The 17,471-nt window shown below is 69.8% G+C and carries 13 protein-coding genes; 2 read left to right on the forward strand and 11 right to left on the reverse strand.

The window, feature by feature from the left end; translation table 11 throughout:
• Positions 1-5: 5 nt before the first annotated feature.
• Positions 6-2,585 (reverse strand): glycoside hydrolase family 3 C-terminal domain-containing protein, encoded by a 2,580-nt coding sequence (locus tag ISF28_RS08465; protein ID WP_198116725.1) that lies wholly within the window; start codon positions 2,583-2,585, stop codon positions 6-8.
• Positions 2,586-3,101: 516 nt separating this feature from the next.
• Between ISF28_RS08465 and ISF28_RS08470 the strand changes: the two genes are divergently transcribed.
• On the forward strand, positions 3,102-5,216 hold the full coding sequence (locus ISF28_RS08470; protein WP_198116726.1) for a tetratricopeptide repeat-containing diguanylate cyclase: 2,115 nt from the start codon (positions 3,102-3,104) through the stop codon (positions 5,214-5,216).
• Positions 5,217-5,234: 18 nt separating this feature from the next.
• On the opposite strand, the gene ISF28_RS08475 is transcribed toward ISF28_RS08470, so the two are convergent.
• Genes ISF28_RS08475 through ISF28_RS08485 form a run of 3 tightly spaced genes read right to left on the reverse strand, consistent with a single transcriptional unit; the run spans position 5,235 to position 7,734 of the window.
• Positions 5,235-5,714 (reverse strand): VOC family protein, encoded by a 480-nt coding sequence (locus ISF28_RS08475; RefSeq protein WP_198116727.1) that lies wholly within the window; start codon positions 5,712-5,714, stop codon positions 5,235-5,237.
• A gap of 42 nt (positions 5,715-5,756) precedes the next feature.
• On the reverse strand, positions 5,757-7,289 hold the full coding sequence (locus tag ISF28_RS08480) for an MDR family MFS transporter (RefSeq protein ID WP_229518954.1): 1,533 nt from the start codon (positions 7,287-7,289) through the stop codon (positions 5,757-5,759).
• Positions 7,279-7,734, reverse strand: a complete 456-nt coding sequence (locus ISF28_RS08485) for a MarR family winged helix-turn-helix transcriptional regulator (protein WP_198116728.1) — start codon at positions 7,732-7,734, stop codon at positions 7,279-7,281. The genes ISF28_RS08480 and ISF28_RS08485 overlap by 11 nt, the downstream gene beginning before the upstream one ends.
• 153 nt (positions 7,735-7,887) lie before the next feature.
• Here ISF28_RS08485 and ISF28_RS08490 point away from each other — a divergent pair, with 153 nt between their 5' ends.
• A complete protein-coding gene (locus ISF28_RS08490; RefSeq protein WP_198116729.1) occupies positions 7,888-8,244 on the forward strand; it encodes a DUF6404 family protein in 357 nt (118 codons plus the stop codon).
• A 35-nt stretch (positions 8,245-8,279) separates the two neighbouring features.
• On the opposite strand, the gene ISF28_RS08495 is transcribed toward ISF28_RS08490, so the two are convergent.
• From ISF28_RS08495 to hepT, 7 genes are all read right to left on the reverse strand, one after another.
• Entirely contained in the window at positions 8,280-9,503 is a 1,224-nt protein-coding gene (locus tag ISF28_RS08495; protein WP_198116730.1) for a glycosyltransferase family 9 protein, read from the reverse strand.
• A 398-nt stretch (positions 9,504-9,901) separates the two neighbouring features.
• On the reverse strand, positions 9,902-10,546 hold the full coding sequence (locus ISF28_RS08500) for a PRC-barrel domain-containing protein (RefSeq protein WP_198116731.1): 645 nt from the start codon (positions 10,544-10,546) through the stop codon (positions 9,902-9,904).
• 224 nt (positions 10,547-10,770) lie between these two features.
• Entirely contained in the window at positions 10,771-11,631 is an 861-nt protein-coding gene (yghU, locus tag ISF28_RS08505) for a glutathione-dependent disulfide-bond oxidoreductase (RefSeq protein ID WP_198116732.1), read from the reverse strand.
• A 79-nt stretch (positions 11,632-11,710) separates the two neighbouring features.
• Entirely contained in the window at positions 11,711-14,518 is a 2,808-nt protein-coding gene (locus ISF28_RS08510) for an Hsp70 family protein (RefSeq protein ID WP_370663405.1), read from the reverse strand.
• A complete protein-coding gene (locus ISF28_RS08515) occupies positions 14,515-16,386 on the reverse strand; it encodes an Hsp70 family protein (RefSeq protein WP_198116733.1) in 1,872 nt (623 codons plus the stop codon). Before ISF28_RS08515 ends, ISF28_RS08510 begins: the two co-directional genes overlap by 4 nt.
• The gene (locus tag ISF28_RS08520) at positions 16,383-16,961 is read right to left on the reverse strand and encodes a DUF2760 domain-containing protein (protein WP_198116734.1); all 579 of its coding nucleotides are present in this window, start codon (positions 16,959-16,961) and stop codon (positions 16,383-16,385) included. Before ISF28_RS08520 ends, ISF28_RS08515 begins: the two co-directional genes overlap by 4 nt.
• 49 nt (positions 16,962-17,010) lie before the next feature.
• Complete coding sequence (gene hepT, locus ISF28_RS08525) at positions 17,011-17,445, reverse strand: type VII toxin-antitoxin system HepT family RNase toxin (protein ID WP_198116735.1); 435 nt, start codon at positions 17,443-17,445, stop codon at positions 17,011-17,013.
• Between the last annotated feature and the right edge of the window lie 26 nt (positions 17,446-17,471).

Raw genomic sequence — 17,471 nt, forward strand, 5'->3', positions numbered from 1 at the left:
TTATTTTATTGCGCAAGCACGACGGCCTGCTTCAGCGTGAGCGGCGCATCCTGCTGCGCCGCGCCCGTTCCCGGCTGGCCCGAGCCGACGGAGAGCCGGTACTGGCCCGGCGTCAGCTGGCGGACGCCGTCGCGCGTGACGAAACTGAGGTCGCGCGGCGACAGCGCGAAGCGGACCTGGCGCCGTTCGCCCGCCTTCAGCGACACCCGCTCGAAGCCGCGCAGCGCGAGCCGCGGCGCGCCGTCGAACGCGGGCGGCGTCAGGTACAGCTGCGCGACTTCGTCGCCCGCGCGCGTGCCCGTGTTGGTCACTTCCGTCGTGACGACGATGCCGTGCTCCGGCGCGCCGTCCACCGGCTCGACGCGCAGCGGCGCATAGCGGAACGTCGTGTAGGAGAGGCCCGCACCGAACGGATAGACGGGCGTGCCCGTGTAGTAGCGATAGGTCCGGCCCCGCATCGAGTAATCGTCGAACGGGGGCAGGTCCGCGATGCTGCGGTAGAAGGTGAGGGGCAGCCGTCCGCCCGGATCGGCGCGGCCCGCGAGGACGTCGGCGACGGCGCGCCCGCCCGACTGGCCCGGATACCACGCTTCCAGGATCGCGGCCGCATGGTCCTTCGCCCACGACAGGTCGATGGCGCTGCCGTTCATCAGCACGACGACGAGCGGCTTGCCCAGCGCCCGCGCCTGTTCCAGCAAGGCGCGTTGGTCCGCCGGGAGGTCCAGCGACGTCTTGTCGCCGCCGGAAAAGCCGTCGACCTTGATGGCCATCTCTTCGCCTTCCAGGTCGGACGTCAGGCCGACGACGGCGACGATGACGTCGGCGTCCGCCGTGCCGGCTTTCAGCTCGGCTTCGGGCGCCGTCGAGATCCGTTTCCAGAACAGGCCGGGCACGCCCGAGGACCCCGTCTCGGTCTGGAACCGTAGCGGGTAGCGCTGGCCTTTTTCCAAGCGCACGTCCGTGAGTTTCAACGGCTCGCCCCATTGCGAATACCTGGTGGCCTTGACGGCGGGCTTGCCGGCCACCGTCAGCTCGCCCTGCACGCCGGTCACGCCGAGCCGATAGGTGCCCGTGGCCGGCGCGACGAGATAGCCGGTCCACACGACCTTGTGCCGGTCCGCGACGGCCTTCATCTGCAGCGCATGCGATTCCAGCCCGGGTTCGACGCGGACGGCGACCGGCCTGGCGTCGCCGCCGTTGAAGTATTCGGCGCGCAGGCCCGGTTTGCCGTCGGGCGTGCGCAGGGCCGTGGTGGGGACCGGATCGCCGTCCGTGATCGACGCGCCGGCCGGCACGAGCGTGACCTGCGCGGGCGCCAGCACGCGGCGCAGGCCGTCGACGACGGAGATCGGCGGCGCCGATTGCGTCGACGAATAATTCCCGCGCAGGACGCGCGTGGCGTCGGCCAGCGGACCGATGACGGCGACCTTCACGCCGCGCTTGAGCGGCAGCGTGCCGTCGTTCTTGAGCAGCACGAGGCTTTTCGCCGCGGCCCGCAGCGCGAGGTCGCGGTGCGCGGGCGTGTCGATCGCATCGACGGACACGGCGTTCGGCGCGCGCCCCGGCAGGCCGGCGAGGTCGCCGTTGCGATAGCGCGCGGAGAACAGGCGCACGAGCGCCCGGTCGATGTCGTCCGTCGAGATCAGGCCGCGCTGCCACGCCTCGCGGTAGCGCGCGCCCAGGTCGTCCTTGGCGTCGCCGAGCGTCTTCGTGTTGCACTCGTTGTCCGTGCCGGCCTTGAGCGCGACGGCCACCGCGGCGGCGGGATCGGGCGCGTACTTGTGGTGGTCGGCGATGTCCGTGACGGCGTCGCAATCGGAGACGACGTAGCCCTTGAAGCCCCAGGCGCCGCGCAGGTGTTCCTTCATCAGCAGGTCGCTGCCGCAGGCCGGCTGGCCGTCGATGCGGTTGTAGGCGCACATGATCGAGCCGGCCCTGGCGTCGACGATGGCGGCGCGGAACGCGGGCAGGTAGGTGTCCTCGAGGTCGTGGCGCGACACGAAGACGTCGGCCACGTGGCGCGTCGATTCCGGCCCGCTGTGCACGGCGAAGTGCTTGGGCGTGGCGATCACGTCCGGCAGGTCCGGGTCCGGGCCCTGGATGCCCCGGATGAACGCGACGCCCAGCTGCGCCGTCAGGTACGGGTCCTCGCCATAGGTCTCCTGGCCGCGGCCCCAGCGCGGATCGCGGAAGATGTTGATGTTCGGCGACCACGTGTCGAGGCCCGTGCCGATCTTGCCCAGGTGCCCGGTCCGGCGTCCCAGCGTGTGCAGCGCGCGTACCTCGGTGCTGATCGCCGAGGCCACCTCGTGCACGAGCGGCGCGTCGAACGTGGCCGCGAGGCCGATGGGTTCCGGGAAGTTCGTCGTGGGCAGAGGCCCCAGCGCGCCGTGCAGCGACTCGGTCCACCAGTTATAGGCGGGGATGCCGAGGCGGGGCAGGGCCGGGGCCACGTTGAGCAGCTGGGCGATCTTCTCGTCCAGCGTCATCTGCGCGACGAGGCCGTGGGCGCGGGCATCCGCATCCGCGCGCGCGCCGGGCGGCGTGGTGGATTGGGCAGCGGCCGGCAACGCCGCTGCGAGCATCAGGGTGCCGCACGTGGCGGTGCGCCGGATGGCTCTCGATAAGTCTCCTGTCTGACCAATGGTTTTGGTCTTATCTTTGTGCATGGGATCTACCTGGTGTGGTGGAAGGGACCGATGCCGGCGCCATGCCGTCGCGCGGTCCGCACCGTGATTTTTGGATGCGGAATGGTTGCGATAACATGACGCGCCGGCTCAGCATGTCGCTTGCGCAGGATGCGGGCAGGCGAGGACAATGTAGTGCAGGAATTATCGAGATACTAATAACTTTTTATGGCGTATCGATATCGGAATCGATATCGATACGCGGCGGCCGGGGTGGGCCGGATGAAATGCTTCCGCTGTTACGTAACATTGATGTTATACGATAACATTCCGCGCCGGCCGCGTCCGATGTTGTGCTCATACATCGATCACGTCACATTGCCGGTTGCTCAGTGAAATTTCCTTGAGGTAAATATAAGTCCGACGGACAATGAGCTTGACTCAATGTATTGGCTACTGCCGGCTCATCCGTCCATGGTTTTCGCTTACCGCCTCGTCGTTGTCCTGCTCGTCGCCATGATGGCGCCCGGTCCGGCCGCCCGTGCCGCGCAGCCGGTGGACGTGCGGGCGGAAGTGGCGCGCATCCAGCGGCTGGCGGAAGACGCCCCGCGCCAGGCCCTCGACCGGGTGGCCGCCGCGCGCCGCAAGCTGGGGCCGGACGCGTCCTACGAGGACCGGCAGGCGTTGTTGCGCGTGGAGGCGTGGCTCAGGGAAGACGTGGGCCAGCTGGACGCGTCGTATGCGCTGGCGCGCACGTCGTTGCAACTGGCCCTGGACCACGGCGACGCCGCGGGCGCGGCGCTGGCCCGGCTGGGCGCCGTGCGCGAGATGATCGACCGGCGCCGGCTGGACGCGGCGCAAGCCGCGCTGGACAAGATCGTGAAGGAGGCGCCGGCGAACGTCTCGTTGACGTTCAAGGTGTCGGTCGAACGCATGCGGGGCGACATCCTGAACCTGCGGGCAAAGTTCGACCTGGCGCTGGCGGCCTATCTGCGCGGCTTGCGCCTGCTGCAGGGCGTGCCCGGCGAGAGCGGGAAGCGCGCCGCGCTGTACGGCCGCATCTGCCAGGTGTACATCAATGCCGACAACCCCGCCAAGGCGATCGACAGCGCGAAGCTGGGCCTGGCGGAACGGCCGATGCCGCTGCGCCCGCTCGCTTCGCTGCACTTCACCCGCGCCGTCGCCCTCATCCGGCTGGGACGGGGCGAGGAAGGCATCGCCGCTTTCGAACAGGCGCTGGCGACGGCGATGCGTGCCGGGCTGCTGGGGATGGAGGCGGCGATACGGGGCAATATCGCGGACTACTACCTGATCCGCCACGATTACGTGCGCGCGGAGCAGGAGTCGCGCAAGGCCCTGGTCGTGTCCGACAAGGTCAACGACCAGAACGTCATGCAGATGGCGCGCGCCAATCTCGGTTTCGCCCTGATGGGACAGGGACGCTTCGCGGAGGGCCTGCCTTACGTCGACGGCGTGATCGCCGACATGCGCAAGGGGAAACTCACGGCCGATCTCGAGGCGATGCTGGACGAGAAAGGCCGCATGCTGGAGCGCGCCGGTCAGTATCAGCAGGCGCTGACGATCGTCCGCGAGCAGCAGGCGCTGCAACAGCAGAGCGCCCGGGTGGCGCGCGACCGCGCGATCGCCGCATTGCAGGAAGAGTTCGACGCGCACCGGCGCAGCCAGCAGATCGTCCTGCTGCAGCGCGAGAACAAAGTGAAGGACGCGGAGCTGCGCAACCGCCGTACGGTGCAGTTCGCGACGACGTTCGCCGCCGTGCTGACGGTGCTGGCGGGGTCGGTCGTGTACGTGATGTACCGGCGCGCGGCCAGGAGCAATGCGCGGCTCAAGGAATTGAACGCCCAGCTCGAATTCGGCTCGACCCACGACGCGCTGACGGGATTGCACAACCGGCGCTCGCTGACGAACCGGATGGCCGGCCGCATCCAGGACGGCCGTGCCGAGCGCCGCGACAGCGCACGCAACGGCGCGCGCGACGGCATGGACTGCTTCGTCCTCATGGACATCGACCACTTCAAGAGCATCAACGACCGCTGGGGACATGGCGTGGGCGACGCGGTCCTCGTCGACGTCGCGCGCCGGCTCGCCGCGGCCGTGCGCGATACCGACATGGTCGTGCGCTGGGGCGGCGAGGAATTCATGGTCTTCGCGCCCGCCATGGACCCGGGCCGCGTCGCCGGCATGGCGGCGCGCCTGCTGGAGGCGGTCGGGTCGGCGCCGGTCGACGGGGGCAGTTGCCCGATCCCCGTCACGCTCACCGCGGGCATCGTCGCGCTGCGGCCCCTGCCCGGCGAGGCGTTCGACTGGCAATGCGCCGTGCGCCTGGCCGACTGGGCGCTTTACGAAGGCAAGATGCAGGGCCGCAACCAGGCCCGCATCGTCACCCGCCTGTGCGCGTCGGCGGCCACCGTGATGGCGGCGCTGGAGCGCGACGGCGACGGCGCCGCGGTCCGCCCGTTGCTGGCGCTCGACTGCGTGCATGGGCCGCGCCAGGACGCGGCGCGCCCGGCGCCATCGGCCGCGCGCGACGTCGGCGGCGGCGCCTTGTCCCTGCTGGCCGGCGCGTGACCTCGGCGCCGGCGGGCGTCAGCCGCGCCGTGCCGCCTCGATGGCCGCGACGTCGATTTTCTTCATCGTCATCATCGCGTCGAACGCGCGCTTGGCCGCGGCCCCGTCGGCGTCGGTGACGGCGTCCAGGAGCACGCGCGGCGTGATCTGCCACGACAGGCCCCACCGGTCCTTGCACCAGCCGCAGTCGCTTTCCTGGCCGCCGTTGCCGACGATCGCATTCCACAGGCGGTCGGTCTCAGCCTGGTCGCTTGTGGCGACCTGGAACGAGAACGCCTCGTTGTGCTTCACGCCCGGACCGCCGTTCAGGCCGAGGCACGGGAGGCCCATCACCGTGAATTCGACCATCAGCACATTGCCCTGCTGGCCGGCGGGATAGTCGCCGGGCGCGCGGTGGACCGCGCCGACGGCGCTGTCCGGAAACGTCTGTGCATAGAACGTCGCCGCGTCCAGGGCGTCGTTGTCGTACCAAAGACAAATCGTATTCTTGCTGGCCATGTCTCTCTCCTGTTGATGGGAACGATAGCACGTCCGCGGCGTTCACTCCGCCGTCGGCGCGGGCGGTGCGGCCGGCGCCGCCGCCGGATGCCCGGTGAGCGGCAACTCCGGCAGGAACAGCAGCACGACGAGCCCCGCCAGCACGATCAGCGCGCCGGCGCCGAAGATGTTGGCGATGGCGTGGCGGTACACGGCCACCGTCAGCGCCTGCGCGGCGGGCAGCACGGTTACGGCGCCGTGCGCGCCCGCGCGCGCGACCTGGGCGATGCCGTGCGCGTGCACCTGGTGCGCGAGGATGGCGCCGGAGCCCGTCACGCCCAGCAGGCCGCCGAAGGAGCGGAAGAAGCTCAGCATGGCCGTGCCCACGCCGCGGCGCGGGACGGGCAGCGCGTTCTGCACGGCGATCGTCATGTTCGGCATGACGAGGCCCAGGCCCGCGCCCAGCATGAAGATGGCCGGCTCGATGATCCAGTAGCCGCGCGCCGTGTCCATGGCCCAGGAGAGGATGGCGAATGCCGCCACCGCCGCCGCCAGCCCGGCCAGCTGCACGGCCTTGTACTTGCCCGAGCGCGACAGCACGCGGCCGTTCAGCGTGGACGAGGAGATCATCCCGATCATCATCGCCACCGTCATCATGCCCGAATGCGCCGGGCTGCTGCCCATCACGAGCTGGAAGAACAGCGGGAAGAACACGCTGGCACCCATCAGGCCCATGAAGGTCAGCGCCATCACGATGCTGGCGATGTCGAAGACGCGGTTGTGGAAGAGGTCCGGCGGCAGCACGGGCTCCGGCACGCGGCGCAGGTGCACGAGCAGCCAGCCTCCCGGCACGAGCGCGAGCGCCGCGCACACCTGCACCTGCACGCCGTCCCAGGGCCACTCCGTGCCGCCCAGCGCGAGGATCAGGAGCAGCGCGGTGATCGACACCGTGAGCAGCAGGGAGCCGAGATAATCGATGCGGTGCGCGTGCGTGCGCACGGGCTTGCGCAGCGAATGCGCGATGGCGTAGAAGGCCACGGCGCCGACGGGCAGGTTGATGAGGAAGATCCAGTGCCACGACAGCAGGTCCGTCATGATCCCGCCCAGCACCGGGCCGAGGATGCTGGTGACGGCGAACACGATGGCGATCGAGCCCTGGCGGCGCGCGCGTTCCTTGGGCGGCACGAGGTCGCCGATGATGATCTGCGCCAGCGGCATGAAGCCGCCCGAGCCCATGCCCTGGACGGCGCGGAACGCGATCAGCTGCGTCATGCTCTGCGCGAAGCCGCACAGCACGGAGCCGGCCAGGAACGTGGCCAATGCCGTGAAGATCATCGGCCTGCGGCCGTACTGGTCGGCCAGCTTGCCGTACAGCGGCATCGTCGCCGTGGACGCCAGCACGTAGGCCGTGACGACCCACGACAGGTGGGCCATGCCGCCCAGGTCGCCCACGATGCGGGGCAGGGCGGTGGCGACGATGCTCTGGTCGAGCGCGCCGAGGCCCAGCACGGCCATCAGGGCCAGGTAGACGGAGCGGATTTCGCGCGCGTCGGCGGGCGCCGCGTCGTGCGTGGGCGTGGTGGATTCAGTCTTCATGGTCGGCAAGGATGTTGAGGATGTCGACGGCGCCGGCGAGCGCCTCCATCTGGTCGGGCGACAGGCGGGCGATGCGTTGCGACAGCCAGTCGTGCCGTTGGTCGCGCAGATGGCGCAGGGCGGCATGGCCGACCTGGCTGACGTGCAGGCCGCTGCGGCGCCGGTCGTCGGCCAGGGGCGCGCGCGTCACGAGGCCGGCCGTTTCCAGCGCCTTGACCTGGCCGCTCATCGTCGGGCTGCGCACCTGCTGCATGCGCGCCAGCTCGGCCACGCCGATGCCGGGATGTTCGTGGATCAGGTGCAGGAGCATCGCCTGCATCAGCGACAGGCCTTGTTCCTGGCGTTCCGTGTCGCGCCGCATCCGGCGCACGATGCCCTTGAGGGCGGTGCGCAGGTCTTCGGACAGGCGTTCGACGCGTTCGTGGCGGTGTGTGTTGGTCATCATTAATATAGGTAGCCTACCTAACTATATTGCGCTGATCGCGCGGCGCATGCAAACGATGACTCCGTGACAATGCACGCATTTTTTCGGCGGCGTAACTGGTAATGTGGCGGCACTTCCTGTTCAATATCTCGGCAGGTTTTATCGCGTCGTCATATGCAATTTCGAGTACAACTGGACCGTTCCCTTGCCGTGCTGTCGCAGCGCGGCCTGTCGCGCAATCATGCCGAGCCGCTGCTGTTCCGGCTGCTGTGGAAGCTCGGGGTCAATGTCCGCCCGCCCCATTTCCTCGGCTTCGCCAGCATCGCGCTCGTCTACGGCGGCTGGTTCACCGGCGTCTGGGGCGTGCTCATGTGGATGCTGGTGTGGTCGCACCAGGGCGTCGGCATCGCCGGCGTGGCGCTCAGGGCCTTGGCCGCGGGCGCGTGTTTCGGCCTGTTGATGGCGTGGTTTTATACCCGCGAGCGCAAGGAATTCGCCCTGCCGGCGTGGGAAGCGCTGGGCCGCGAGTAGCGCACGGGCAGGCCTCGGGCCTCAGGCCTTAGGCCTCAGGTTGCTTGCCGGGCCAGTGCCGCCATCACGTCGTCCACGCCGATCTTGTCGACCCAGTCGTCGCGCCGCGCCACGGTGATGACGGTGCTGTTGCGCGTGTCGATCGGCGTCCATTCCGGGTTCTTTTGCCGCATCAGCGCGATGACGGGCACGTGCACGGCGTTCGCCAGGTGCATGACGGCCGTCTCGACGGACACGATCAGCTTGCACAGGCTGAGCACGGCCGGCAGCTGGAAGAAGTTGTCTTCGGCGCTGAACAGATGGGTGCGCGCGAGGTCCTGCCCGGCGAACAGGGCGCGGGCGCGGGCCAGGTCTTCGGGGACGACGTTGACGACGAAGCCGGCATCGCGCCACCTCGCGTCCCGCCGCATCGTGCGGATCAGTTCGATGACCCGTTCCAGCGGCCACGAACGCTCGATCGACTTCGAATACGCGTTCAGGAAGACGACTTTCGATCCGGCGCCCTCGAAGCCCCAGGCGGCGAACTGGTCGCGCGCGTAGGCCATCCACCGGTCGGGAATGGACAGCACGGGATAGCGGGCGGCCGGCGGGATCGCGATGCCGAATAATTGCGTGAACCATTCGGCGTAGATGTCGCTGATGTGCTGGTCCGGGTGCGACGCCGCGTTGTAGGCGGGAATGAACGCATCCAGCTTGCGGTAGGCGAGATGCTTGGGCAGGTCGTAGGGGCGCACGCGTTTCTTTTGGCCCACGACGAAGCCGCGCGGGCTGATCTTGCGCGCCATGCCGGCGTATTTGTGGCGGTCCAGCACGGCGAGCGACACGACGACCGGGTAATCCTGCCGCTGCGCTTCCTGCAGCGACGCCTCGTACAGCGCCGGGCTGTAGGTTTCGTTGTAGACCTTGGCGATGTGCGGGCATTCGGCCAGCCAGTCGTACAGCGCATATTTTTTCAGGTGCGGCCAGTCCGCGGCCCGGTTGGTGCGGCGGCGCTCGTCGACCCACAGGTGGATGTCCAGGTGCGGGAAGGCGCGCGCGAAGGCGGCGAAGCAGCTTTGCAGGTACGTGAAATCGCCCAGCGCCAGGTGGGCGATGAACAGGATCTTGTCGGCGCGGGCCAGCAGCGCGCGGTCGACCAGCGCCGTGCGCGGCGTAGTGTCGGCCAGCCAGTCGGCTTCGAAGGCGGCCGGGTCGGCCTGCCGACGCGTTCGGCCGCCCCAGCTGTCCAGTTCCAGCGTCTGTTCACTCGAGATTTTCATGGTGCGGTGTCGAATTCAGGGGGCGCGTGGTCATGTGGACGTTTCCGTGACATTGTACAGACGATAGGACGCGACGATTGTAGAGGGTGAATGGATGGCGTTGAACGGGCACTGCTGTAAAGTTGGGTAAAGCTTTTTTCAAGAAGTCGTAGATTTCAGCAGATTTCAACAGATTGCGATGACGCGCGTGTTGCACGCCTTCGTATCGTGAAAGTGGTTGATTCGTAAATGTTGCATTCCGTCAGTCTGCCAGATTGCCCGGAAAAGCGATGCACTGTTGACGTTACAAGTTGTAACGACACGTATCGTGGGCACGGCGCGCGGGCACGCTGCCCCAAGCACGGCCGGCGAGTGCCGACCGTGCTTGGGTGTGGTGACTGGCGGCGCTGTGCCGGTCGTCAGCCGAGGTTGCTGCCGCGGATCTTGCTTAGATCCTTGTCGCTGCCGCTGGTGCCGGACCGCGGGTCGAGGCTGCCGCCCGCACCGCCGCCCGATATCGCGCTGCCGGCGCCCGTGTCGGCCGAGCCCGCATGGCCGGCACCCATGGAGCCCATGCCGGCGCCCGCGCCCGTGCTGGCGCCGGCACCGCCGGCCATGCCGCGCATGCTCACGTCCGGTCCCATGGTGGGCGCGCCCTGGCGCGTGCGGTCGGTGCCGTAGAAGCTGTGGATCTGCTGGGCCCACTGGGCGTCCGCCATGTCGGGCCAGGCGTGCTTGTCGAAGCCCGGGGCGCTCTGCAGGCGCTGCTTGTCGATGTCGAGCACGAAGCGCTTGTTGACGGTGTCGAGGTGCAGGGCTTGCCAGGGCACGGCGAACAGCTTGTCGCCCATGCCCAGGAAGCCGCCGAAGGACAGCACGGCGTAGGCGACCTGGCCGGTCTGCATGTCGAGCATGATTTCCTTGATGTCGCCCAGGTCCTCGTCGGCAGCGTTGACGACGCTGTCGCCGAGCAGGGTGTCGGCACCCATCAGGGCCGGGCCGGGGCCGGCATGGCGGCTCGTGGATTTGTACATGCCGTATTTGTCGCGATCTGCGTAGCTCATCTTAACCTCCTGATGTCGATGATTGCAGGGCCGTCGGTGCGGCAACCCATTCAGGGTAAGGGAGCCGGCCGGTGCGCGTTTGCGTTCACTCAATCGTGCTCGAACACGGCCGGACGGTCCCGGATGCCGGTCCGACCGGACGATACTAGCCACAATCGAGATCGCCGCGCGCCCGCTAGACACGGGGAAAGAGAAATGGCGCCCGGCAGCGGCCGGGGCGCGGATCAGTCCAGGTCCGCCGCGTCGTGGCGCTCCAGCACTTGCTCCTCCGGCTTGCCGCGCACCCGGTTGACCTTGCGGCCGCGGACCACGGCCGGGCGCGCGCGGACCTCGTCGGCCCAGCGGCGCACCTGCTGGTACTGGTGCACGGCCAGGAACTCGGCGGCGTCGTACAGCTCGCCCAGCACGAGGCCGCCGTACCACGGCCAGATCGCCATGTCGGCGATGGTGTACGTGTCGCCCGCGACGAAGCGGCGCTCGGCCAGCAGGCGGTCGAGCACGTCCAGCTGGCGCTTCGTTTCCATCGCGTAGCGGTTGATCGGGTACTCCAGTTTTTCCGGCGCATAGGCGTAGAAGTGGCCGAAGCCGCCGCCCACGAACGGCGCCGCGCCCATCTGCCACATCAGCCAGTTGAAGGTTTCCGTGCGGGCCGGGATATCCTGCGGCAGGAAGGCGCCGCCGAATTTTTCCGCCAGGTAGACGAGAATCGAGCCGGATTCGAACACGCGCACGGGCGTGTCGCCGCTGCGGTCGACGAGGGCCGGGATCTTCGAATTCGGATTGATGTCGACGAAGCCGCTGCCGAACTGGGCGCCTTCGTTGATGCGGATGAGCCAAGCGTCGTATTCCGCGCCCGCGTGGCCGGCGGCCAGCAGTTCCTCGAGCATGATCGTGACCTTTTGCCCGTTCGGCGTGCCCAGCGAATACAGTTGCAGCGGATGCTTGCCGACCGGCAGTTCCTGCTCGTGGGTCTTGCCCGCGACGGGGCGGTTGATGGCGGCGAAGGCGCCGCCCGACGGCGTCGCCGGGGACCAGACCCGGGGCGGGACGTAAGGGGACGTGAACGGGTTCGTGGGGTCGGACATTGCACTCTCCTTCGATGACTCGGTGGTGAAGGGATGATGCCCGAAAAGCCGGCTGCGTGCTGGAAGCCGGCGTGCCGGTTCAGCGCAGCAGCTTGAGGCCCGGCGGCAGCGCGTCGCCGAACATGCGCGCGCGGCTTTCCTGGTCCAGTTCGACGACGTCGCGCACCATGGCGGACCAACTGGCCGGCGCGCCGCTCGCGGCCAGGCGTTGCAGGACCTGCGCGCGCAGGTCCTCCTCGATGTCGCGCGTGCGGTCGCCCGTCTTGCGCGCGAGGTGGGCGGCGGCGAAACCGGCCGGCTCGATCCGTTTCCAGTCCAGCTTCATCAGGTCCGTCAGCCACCGTCCGGCCGCTTCCGCCGGCGCCACCTCGTGCGCGCTGCCGTGCAGCGGCGCCCGTGCGCCCACGCGCGCGAGCGCCCACAGGTAGCGCGCATACGTGGCGGCCGCCTTCGCGTCGGGCTTGGGCGTGACCGGGATGCCCATGATGCGGCCGACCATCCAGTCCCCGATCTCGGCCTTGTACGCGGCCGGGATGCGTTCCAGCGACGCGCCCAGGCGCAGCATGTCGTCCTCGCTGCCGTCGACGAGCGTGGCGGGACGCTTGGCGCGCTCGCTGGGATCCGCCTGCAGGTTGAAGGCGAAGTCGTCGAGCAGGCGCAGTTGCGCTTCCGTCGACAGTCCGCCGGCCACGCGCCGCCACAAGGTCCACCACTCGGCGCGCACCTGGCTGTCCTTGGCGTACTGGGCGCCGGCCGGGAACAAGGCCCACAGCTGCCCGATGCGCCAGTCGTCGAGCGGGTCGCCGAAGCCCGGCCGCAGGCACCAGCCGGCCAGGTTCAGCCACACGCGTTCGTGTTCGGCCGAGCGGCGCCGGCCTTTCGCGCGTTCCATCAGGGCGTCGAACAGGCGGCGCAGCAATGGCGTCTCCCACCGTTCGCGTCCGCCCAGCACGTGTTCGAGCGCGCCGCGCAACTGGCGCATTTCGCGTGCCTCGACTTGCTGATTGCGCGCGCCGAAGATGCGGTCGACGCGCTTGACGGCGTCGTCGAGCTGCGGATGCGCGGCCGCGTCGGCGGCCGGCGCCTCGTCTTCGCCGCGCAGCTGGAATTCCAGGCGCCAGCGTTGGCCGCTGCCATCCTCGGCCACGCAGAACATCTCCAGGGTGCCGAGTTCCGACAGCGCGGCCGCCAGCCGGACCGGGATGGACGCCGTCTTCGCATCCTGCGCGCGCAGCACGGTCGCGATGGTGGGCAGGCGCACCACGTCGTTCGGATCGAGGTCGACGAGATCGCCCGCCGCGGACGCGCCGGCCACGGCCGACACGAGGTTCAGGCGCACGGGCCGCCCCACGCGCAGGGCGAAGCTGCGCTCGGCCAGCGTGATTTCTTCGCCGGCGCGGGCGCCGCGCGGCAGCACGCACACGGCGCGCAGTTGTCCATCCTTGCGGTCGCCCGGGGCGTCGTCGAGCAGCAAATAATAACTGCGCGCCGAGCCGCTCTCGATGGCGGGCGCGAGGCCGGCCCGCGCGAGCGAATACGCGACGGCGCCGCGCGCGACGGCGACGTCCGGATCCGCATTGTGCAGCACGCGGATGGGCGCGCCGCGCCAGGCCGCCAGCACGTCGGCCAGCCGCCGCGCCAGCGCGTCGCCGCGGAACACGCCGCCGTTCAGCAGCAAGGTGTCGGGGACGGGCAGGCGGCCGTCGTCCGCGCGGCCCAGCGCCGCGCGCGCCGCCTGCGCGTGCTGGCGCAGGAAGTGCGCGAGATGGCGCGTGATGGCCGGGTCGCTCGCATACGGCAGGCCGAATTCGACGATGCCGGCCCGGGCCCGTTGCGGGCCTTCCTGTGCCTCGTTGCGGGGAAAGAAGCCGTCCAGCACGATGCGTTCGACGTCGGCTTTCGTGAGCGTGGCCGAGCGGCTGCCGCCGACGAGACGCGCGCCGCCGCCCAGCAAGGTCACGCCGACTTCGTCCGGCGCGTTGGGCGCCAGCAGTTGTTCCTTGGCGGCGCGGCAGCGTTCCGTCAGTTGCGCGAGGCGCCCGGCTGACAGGCGCTGGCCGTCGCCCAGCCGGGATTCGGCCAGGTGGGCCAGGGCGAGATCCATATTGTCGCCGCCGAGGATCAGGTGGTTGCCTACGCCGATGCGCGACAGCGCGGGTTGGCCGTCCCGCAGTTCGACTTTCACCAGCGTGAAGTCGGTGGTGCCGCCGCCCACGTCGGCCACGAGCACCAGCTTCGCATCCCCGAGGTCGGCGGCGAGGGTCGCGCGGTGGCGCTGCAGCCAGTCGTACAGCGCGGCCTGCGGTTCTTCCAGCAGGCGCACGTCGGGCAGGCCGGCCAGGCGCGCCGCTTCCAGCGTGAGGGCGCGCGCGCCTTCGTCGAACGAGGCGGGGATGGTGAGGACGATCTGCTGGCGTTCCAGCGGCCGTCCCGGATATTGGGTATTCCAGGCCGCGCGCAGGTGCGCGAGATAGCTGGCGCTGGCGGCCAGCGGGGAGACTTTCGGCACGTCGTCCGGCGCGCCCCACGGCAGGATAGGCGCCGTGCGGTCCACGCCCGGATGCGACAGCCAGCTCTTGGCCGACGCGACGAGCCGGCCCGGCGACGCCGCGCCGAGGCTGCGCGCGAGACGGCCGATGGCCACGCGTTCCACGCCGCCGACGTCCGGCTGGACCCAGGGCAGTTGCAGCGCGTCCGCGGCGAGTTCGCCGGCCAGCGGGTGGTAGCGGTTCGACGGCAGCAGCGGCGCCGTGCCGACTTCGCCGGGCGCCACCAGTTGCGGGATGGCGAACGTGGCGACGTGGTCCGATCCGGCGGCGGCGAACGCCAGCACCGTGTTGGTGGTGCCGAGGTCGATGCCGACGCGGTCTGCTGGCGTGCGGGTCACTGCTCGGTGCTGCGGACGTCGAACTCGACCTTCCAGCGCTGGCCGTCACGCGCGACGGCCACCAGTTCCAGGGTGCCGGCCTCGGTCGCCACCGCGTGCAGCTTGACCTGCACGGCGTCGCCCGGCGTGCGGCCTTCCGCCGGCAGGGTCGCCTGGATCTCGTTCAGTTCCTGCAGCTCGTCCGGGTGCCACGATTCGAGCACGGTGCCGATCCGGTCCTCGCGGCGCGTGGTCGAGCCGAAGAAGCGGAAGTGCACGGGCTCGCCCACGACGAGGCCGAATTCCTGGCCCGGCAATTCCAGCTCGCTGCCTTCCTCCATGCCGAACGGCGCCACGCACAGCGCTTCCAGCGGCGGCTCGAAGCCGGGGATGGCGGGCATCGAGGACTCCACGCCGACGTAGTAGGAACGGGCCGTGCCGCCGCGGATGCGCACGCCGCCGCCGCGCCGCGCATAGCCGTAGTAGGCGGCGCCGCGCGCGACGGCCAGGTCGAGGTCCGCGCCTTCCAGCATGCGCGCGGGTGCCGCGCCTTCCGTGGCGAGCCAGTCGTTGAGGGTGTCCATCACGCGCGTGGCGAGGATGTCCGACTTGAACACGCCGCCGTTGAACAGCACGGCGCTCGGGTGCAGGAAGGAATGGTTCGGATCGACGTTGCCGGCAAAGCCTTCCAGCGCGGCCGTGGCACCGGCCTGGCGGGCCAGGAAGGCGGCCAGGTGGCGCGTGACGGCGGCGTCCTGCGCGTACGGCAGGCCCACCTGCGTCAGGCCCGCGCGGGTGCGCACGGCCGGGCGCGCGGCCGCGTCCACGCGCGGGAAGAAGCCGTCCGTGATGAAGGTGGTGACTTCGTCGCGCGTGAGTTCCGTGCGGATCGACCCGCCGATCAGCTTCGAGCCGCGGCTCGGCACGACGATCGGCCACGTGGTCGCGTCGGCGTCGGCCAGCAGGTGTTCCTTGGCGCCGCGGCAGGCGTAGGTGAGGGCACGCATCTGCCACGCGTCCAGCTGCGTGCCGTTCGTCTGCAGTTTGCGCGCGACGAGGTGGGCCAGCGCCAGGTCCATATTGTCGCCGCCCAGCAGGATGTGGTCGCCGACGGCGACGCGGTGCGGTTCCAGGTTGCCGTCGCGCTCGAGGATGGCGATCAGCGAGAAGTCGCTCGTGCCGCCGCCCACGTCCACGACGAGCACGATGTCGCCCGCCTTGACCTGCTTGCGCCAGCGGCCGCCGCTGCCTTCGATCCAGCTGTACAGCGCGGCCTGCGGTTCTTCCAGCAGGGTCGGGTTGCCGTAGCCGGCGCGCTGCGCCGCTTCCGCCGTCAGCTCGCGCGCGGCGGGATCGAACGATGCCGGGATCGTGACGGTGACGGCCTGCTGCTCGAACGGCGCCTCCGGATGCGCCGCATTCCACGCGGCTTTCAGGTGTTCGAGGTAGCGCGTGGAGGCGGCCAGCGGCGACACGCGCTCGACTTCTTCCGGCGCGTCCGTCGGCAGGATGGCGGCGCGGCGGTCCACGCTCGGGTGGCTCAGCCAGCTCTTGGCCGAGGACACGAGGCGGATCGGCGTGCTTGCCCCGCGACTCCGCGCCATCTCGCCGATGACATAAGACGATGCGGGCGCGGCCTGGCCGTTCGTCCACGGCAGCGCCAGTTCGCCCGGCGCCAGTTCTTCCGGATGCGGCAGGTACAGGAACGACGGCAGCAGCGGCAGCGCGTCGACGGTGCCGGGCGCGGTCAGTTGCGGGATGCCTAGCACGCCCTGGTCGGCCTGTTCGCCGTCGCTGGCCTGCAGGTCGACGTAGGACAGCGCGCTGTGCGTGGTGCCGAGGTCGATCCCGATGGCATAGCGGGCATCGTTGTTGGCGATGTCGTTCACAGTTCCACCTCCGCCGGGGCGATGACGGCGGCGTCGTGCTTGTCCGCCAGCTGCGGCAGGCGCACGTCGCGGGCGCGCCAGCCGCGGTGCGACAGCGTGCCGGTGAACGGCGCCTTGCCGACGACGTTGCCGGTCAGGCGCACGCTGGCCGCGTCGAAGCCTTCCGGCAGCGTGATGCGCGAGCCTTCCAGCTCGCCGCGCACGGGTTCGATGGTGAAGTGCTCGCGCAGCACGCGCGCGCAGCCTTCGTGCACGAGGCGGGCGGCGGCGCCGATGTCGGCGTCCGCGTAGACCGTGATGTTTTCGTTGGCGAAGTCGATCAGGCGCGCTTCGCGCTGCAGGAGGCCCAGCAATTGCAGGGCGGCGTCCGGCGTGGCGATGCGCAGCGGGGCCGGGGCCGGGGCCGGGGCCGGTTTCGGTTCGGGTGCCGGGGCGGGAGCGGGCGCGGCGACGGGGCCGACCTGGTCGTCGCGCACGCGCGCGGCGAACCCGGCGTCGCCCAGGGTCTTGAAGAAGGCGCCGAAGGCAAGGGACAGCCGGCTCCAGAAGGATGGCAGGTTGGTCGGTTGGCTCATGTTCTTGTGGTGTCTGGTGCGTGGTTCATGAAAGGGCGCATGATACCAGTTAGACAGCATCCGGATCGGGGTCGCCGGCCGCGCCCGCGAGCAGCGCGCGCGCATACACGTCGAAATCGTCCAGCCCGCGCTTGATGATGGTCACGAGCGCGGGCAGCGGCGCGGCCTGGTAATCCCATTCGGCGCGGCAGAATTCGCCCGTGCGCTTGAGGTCTTCGGCCAGGGCCGGCTCGATCCAGCCGTGGTCCGCCAGCAGGGTGATGATCGCGCGCTCGTCGTGCGCGGGGCCGAGGCCGCGGGCGGCCAGCACGTGGTCGCCCATCTCGACGGCCGCTTCCCAGGCGCGGATCACGTTCAGGGTGGCCGCGTCCTGGCGCGTGATGTCGCCGACGAAGGTGGTCGGGTCCTTCTCGTATTCGTCGCGGGCACGCTTGCAGCAGCGCTCGATGGTGCCCGTCTTGCTGACCAGCAGGTCTTGATCCATGGTTCCCTCGCTGCGGGACATGGGGC

The organism is Massilia rhizosphaerae, assembly GCF_016093545.1.
GTDB lineage: Bacteria > Pseudomonadota > Gammaproteobacteria > Burkholderiales > Burkholderiaceae_D > Telluria > Telluria rhizosphaerae.

Excerpts from the sequence above, each read along its gene's own strand:
- ISF28_RS08465 (WP_198116725.1), bottom strand. The coding sequence starts at position 2,585 with ATGCTCGCAGCGGCGTTGCCGGCCGCTGCCCAATCCACCACGCCGCCC.
- ISF28_RS08470 (WP_198116726.1), top strand. The coding sequence starts at position 3,102 with ATGGTTTTCGCTTACCGCCTCGTCGTTGTCCTGCTCGTCGCCATGATG.
- ISF28_RS08475 (WP_198116727.1), bottom strand. The coding sequence starts at position 5,714 with ATGGCCAGCAAGAATACGATTTGTCTTTGGTACGACAACGACGCCCTG.
- ISF28_RS08480 (WP_229518954.1), bottom strand. The coding sequence starts at position 7,289 with ATGAAGACTGAATCCACCACGCCCACGCACGACGCGGCGCCCGCCGAC.
- ISF28_RS08485 (WP_198116728.1), bottom strand. The coding sequence starts at position 7,734 with ATGATGACCAACACACACCGCCACGAACGCGTCGAACGCCTGTCCGAA.
- ISF28_RS08490 (WP_198116729.1), top strand. The coding sequence starts at position 7,888 with ATGCAATTTCGAGTACAACTGGACCGTTCCCTTGCCGTGCTGTCGCAG.
- ISF28_RS08495 (WP_198116730.1), bottom strand. The coding sequence starts at position 9,503 with ATGAAAATCTCGAGTGAACAGACGCTGGAACTGGACAGCTGGGGCGGC.
- ISF28_RS08500 (WP_198116731.1), bottom strand. The coding sequence starts at position 10,546 with ATGAGCTACGCAGATCGCGACAAATACGGCATGTACAAATCCACGAGC.
- yghU (WP_198116732.1), bottom strand. The coding sequence starts at position 11,631 with ATGTCCGACCCCACGAACCCGTTCACGTCCCCTTACGTCCCGCCCCGG.
- ISF28_RS08520 (WP_198116734.1), bottom strand. The coding sequence starts at position 16,961 with ATGAGCCAACCGACCAACCTGCCATCCTTCTGGAGCCGGCTGTCCCTT.
- hepT (WP_198116735.1), bottom strand. The coding sequence starts at position 17,445 with ATGGATCAAGACCTGCTGGTCAGCAAGACGGGCACCATCGAGCGCTGC.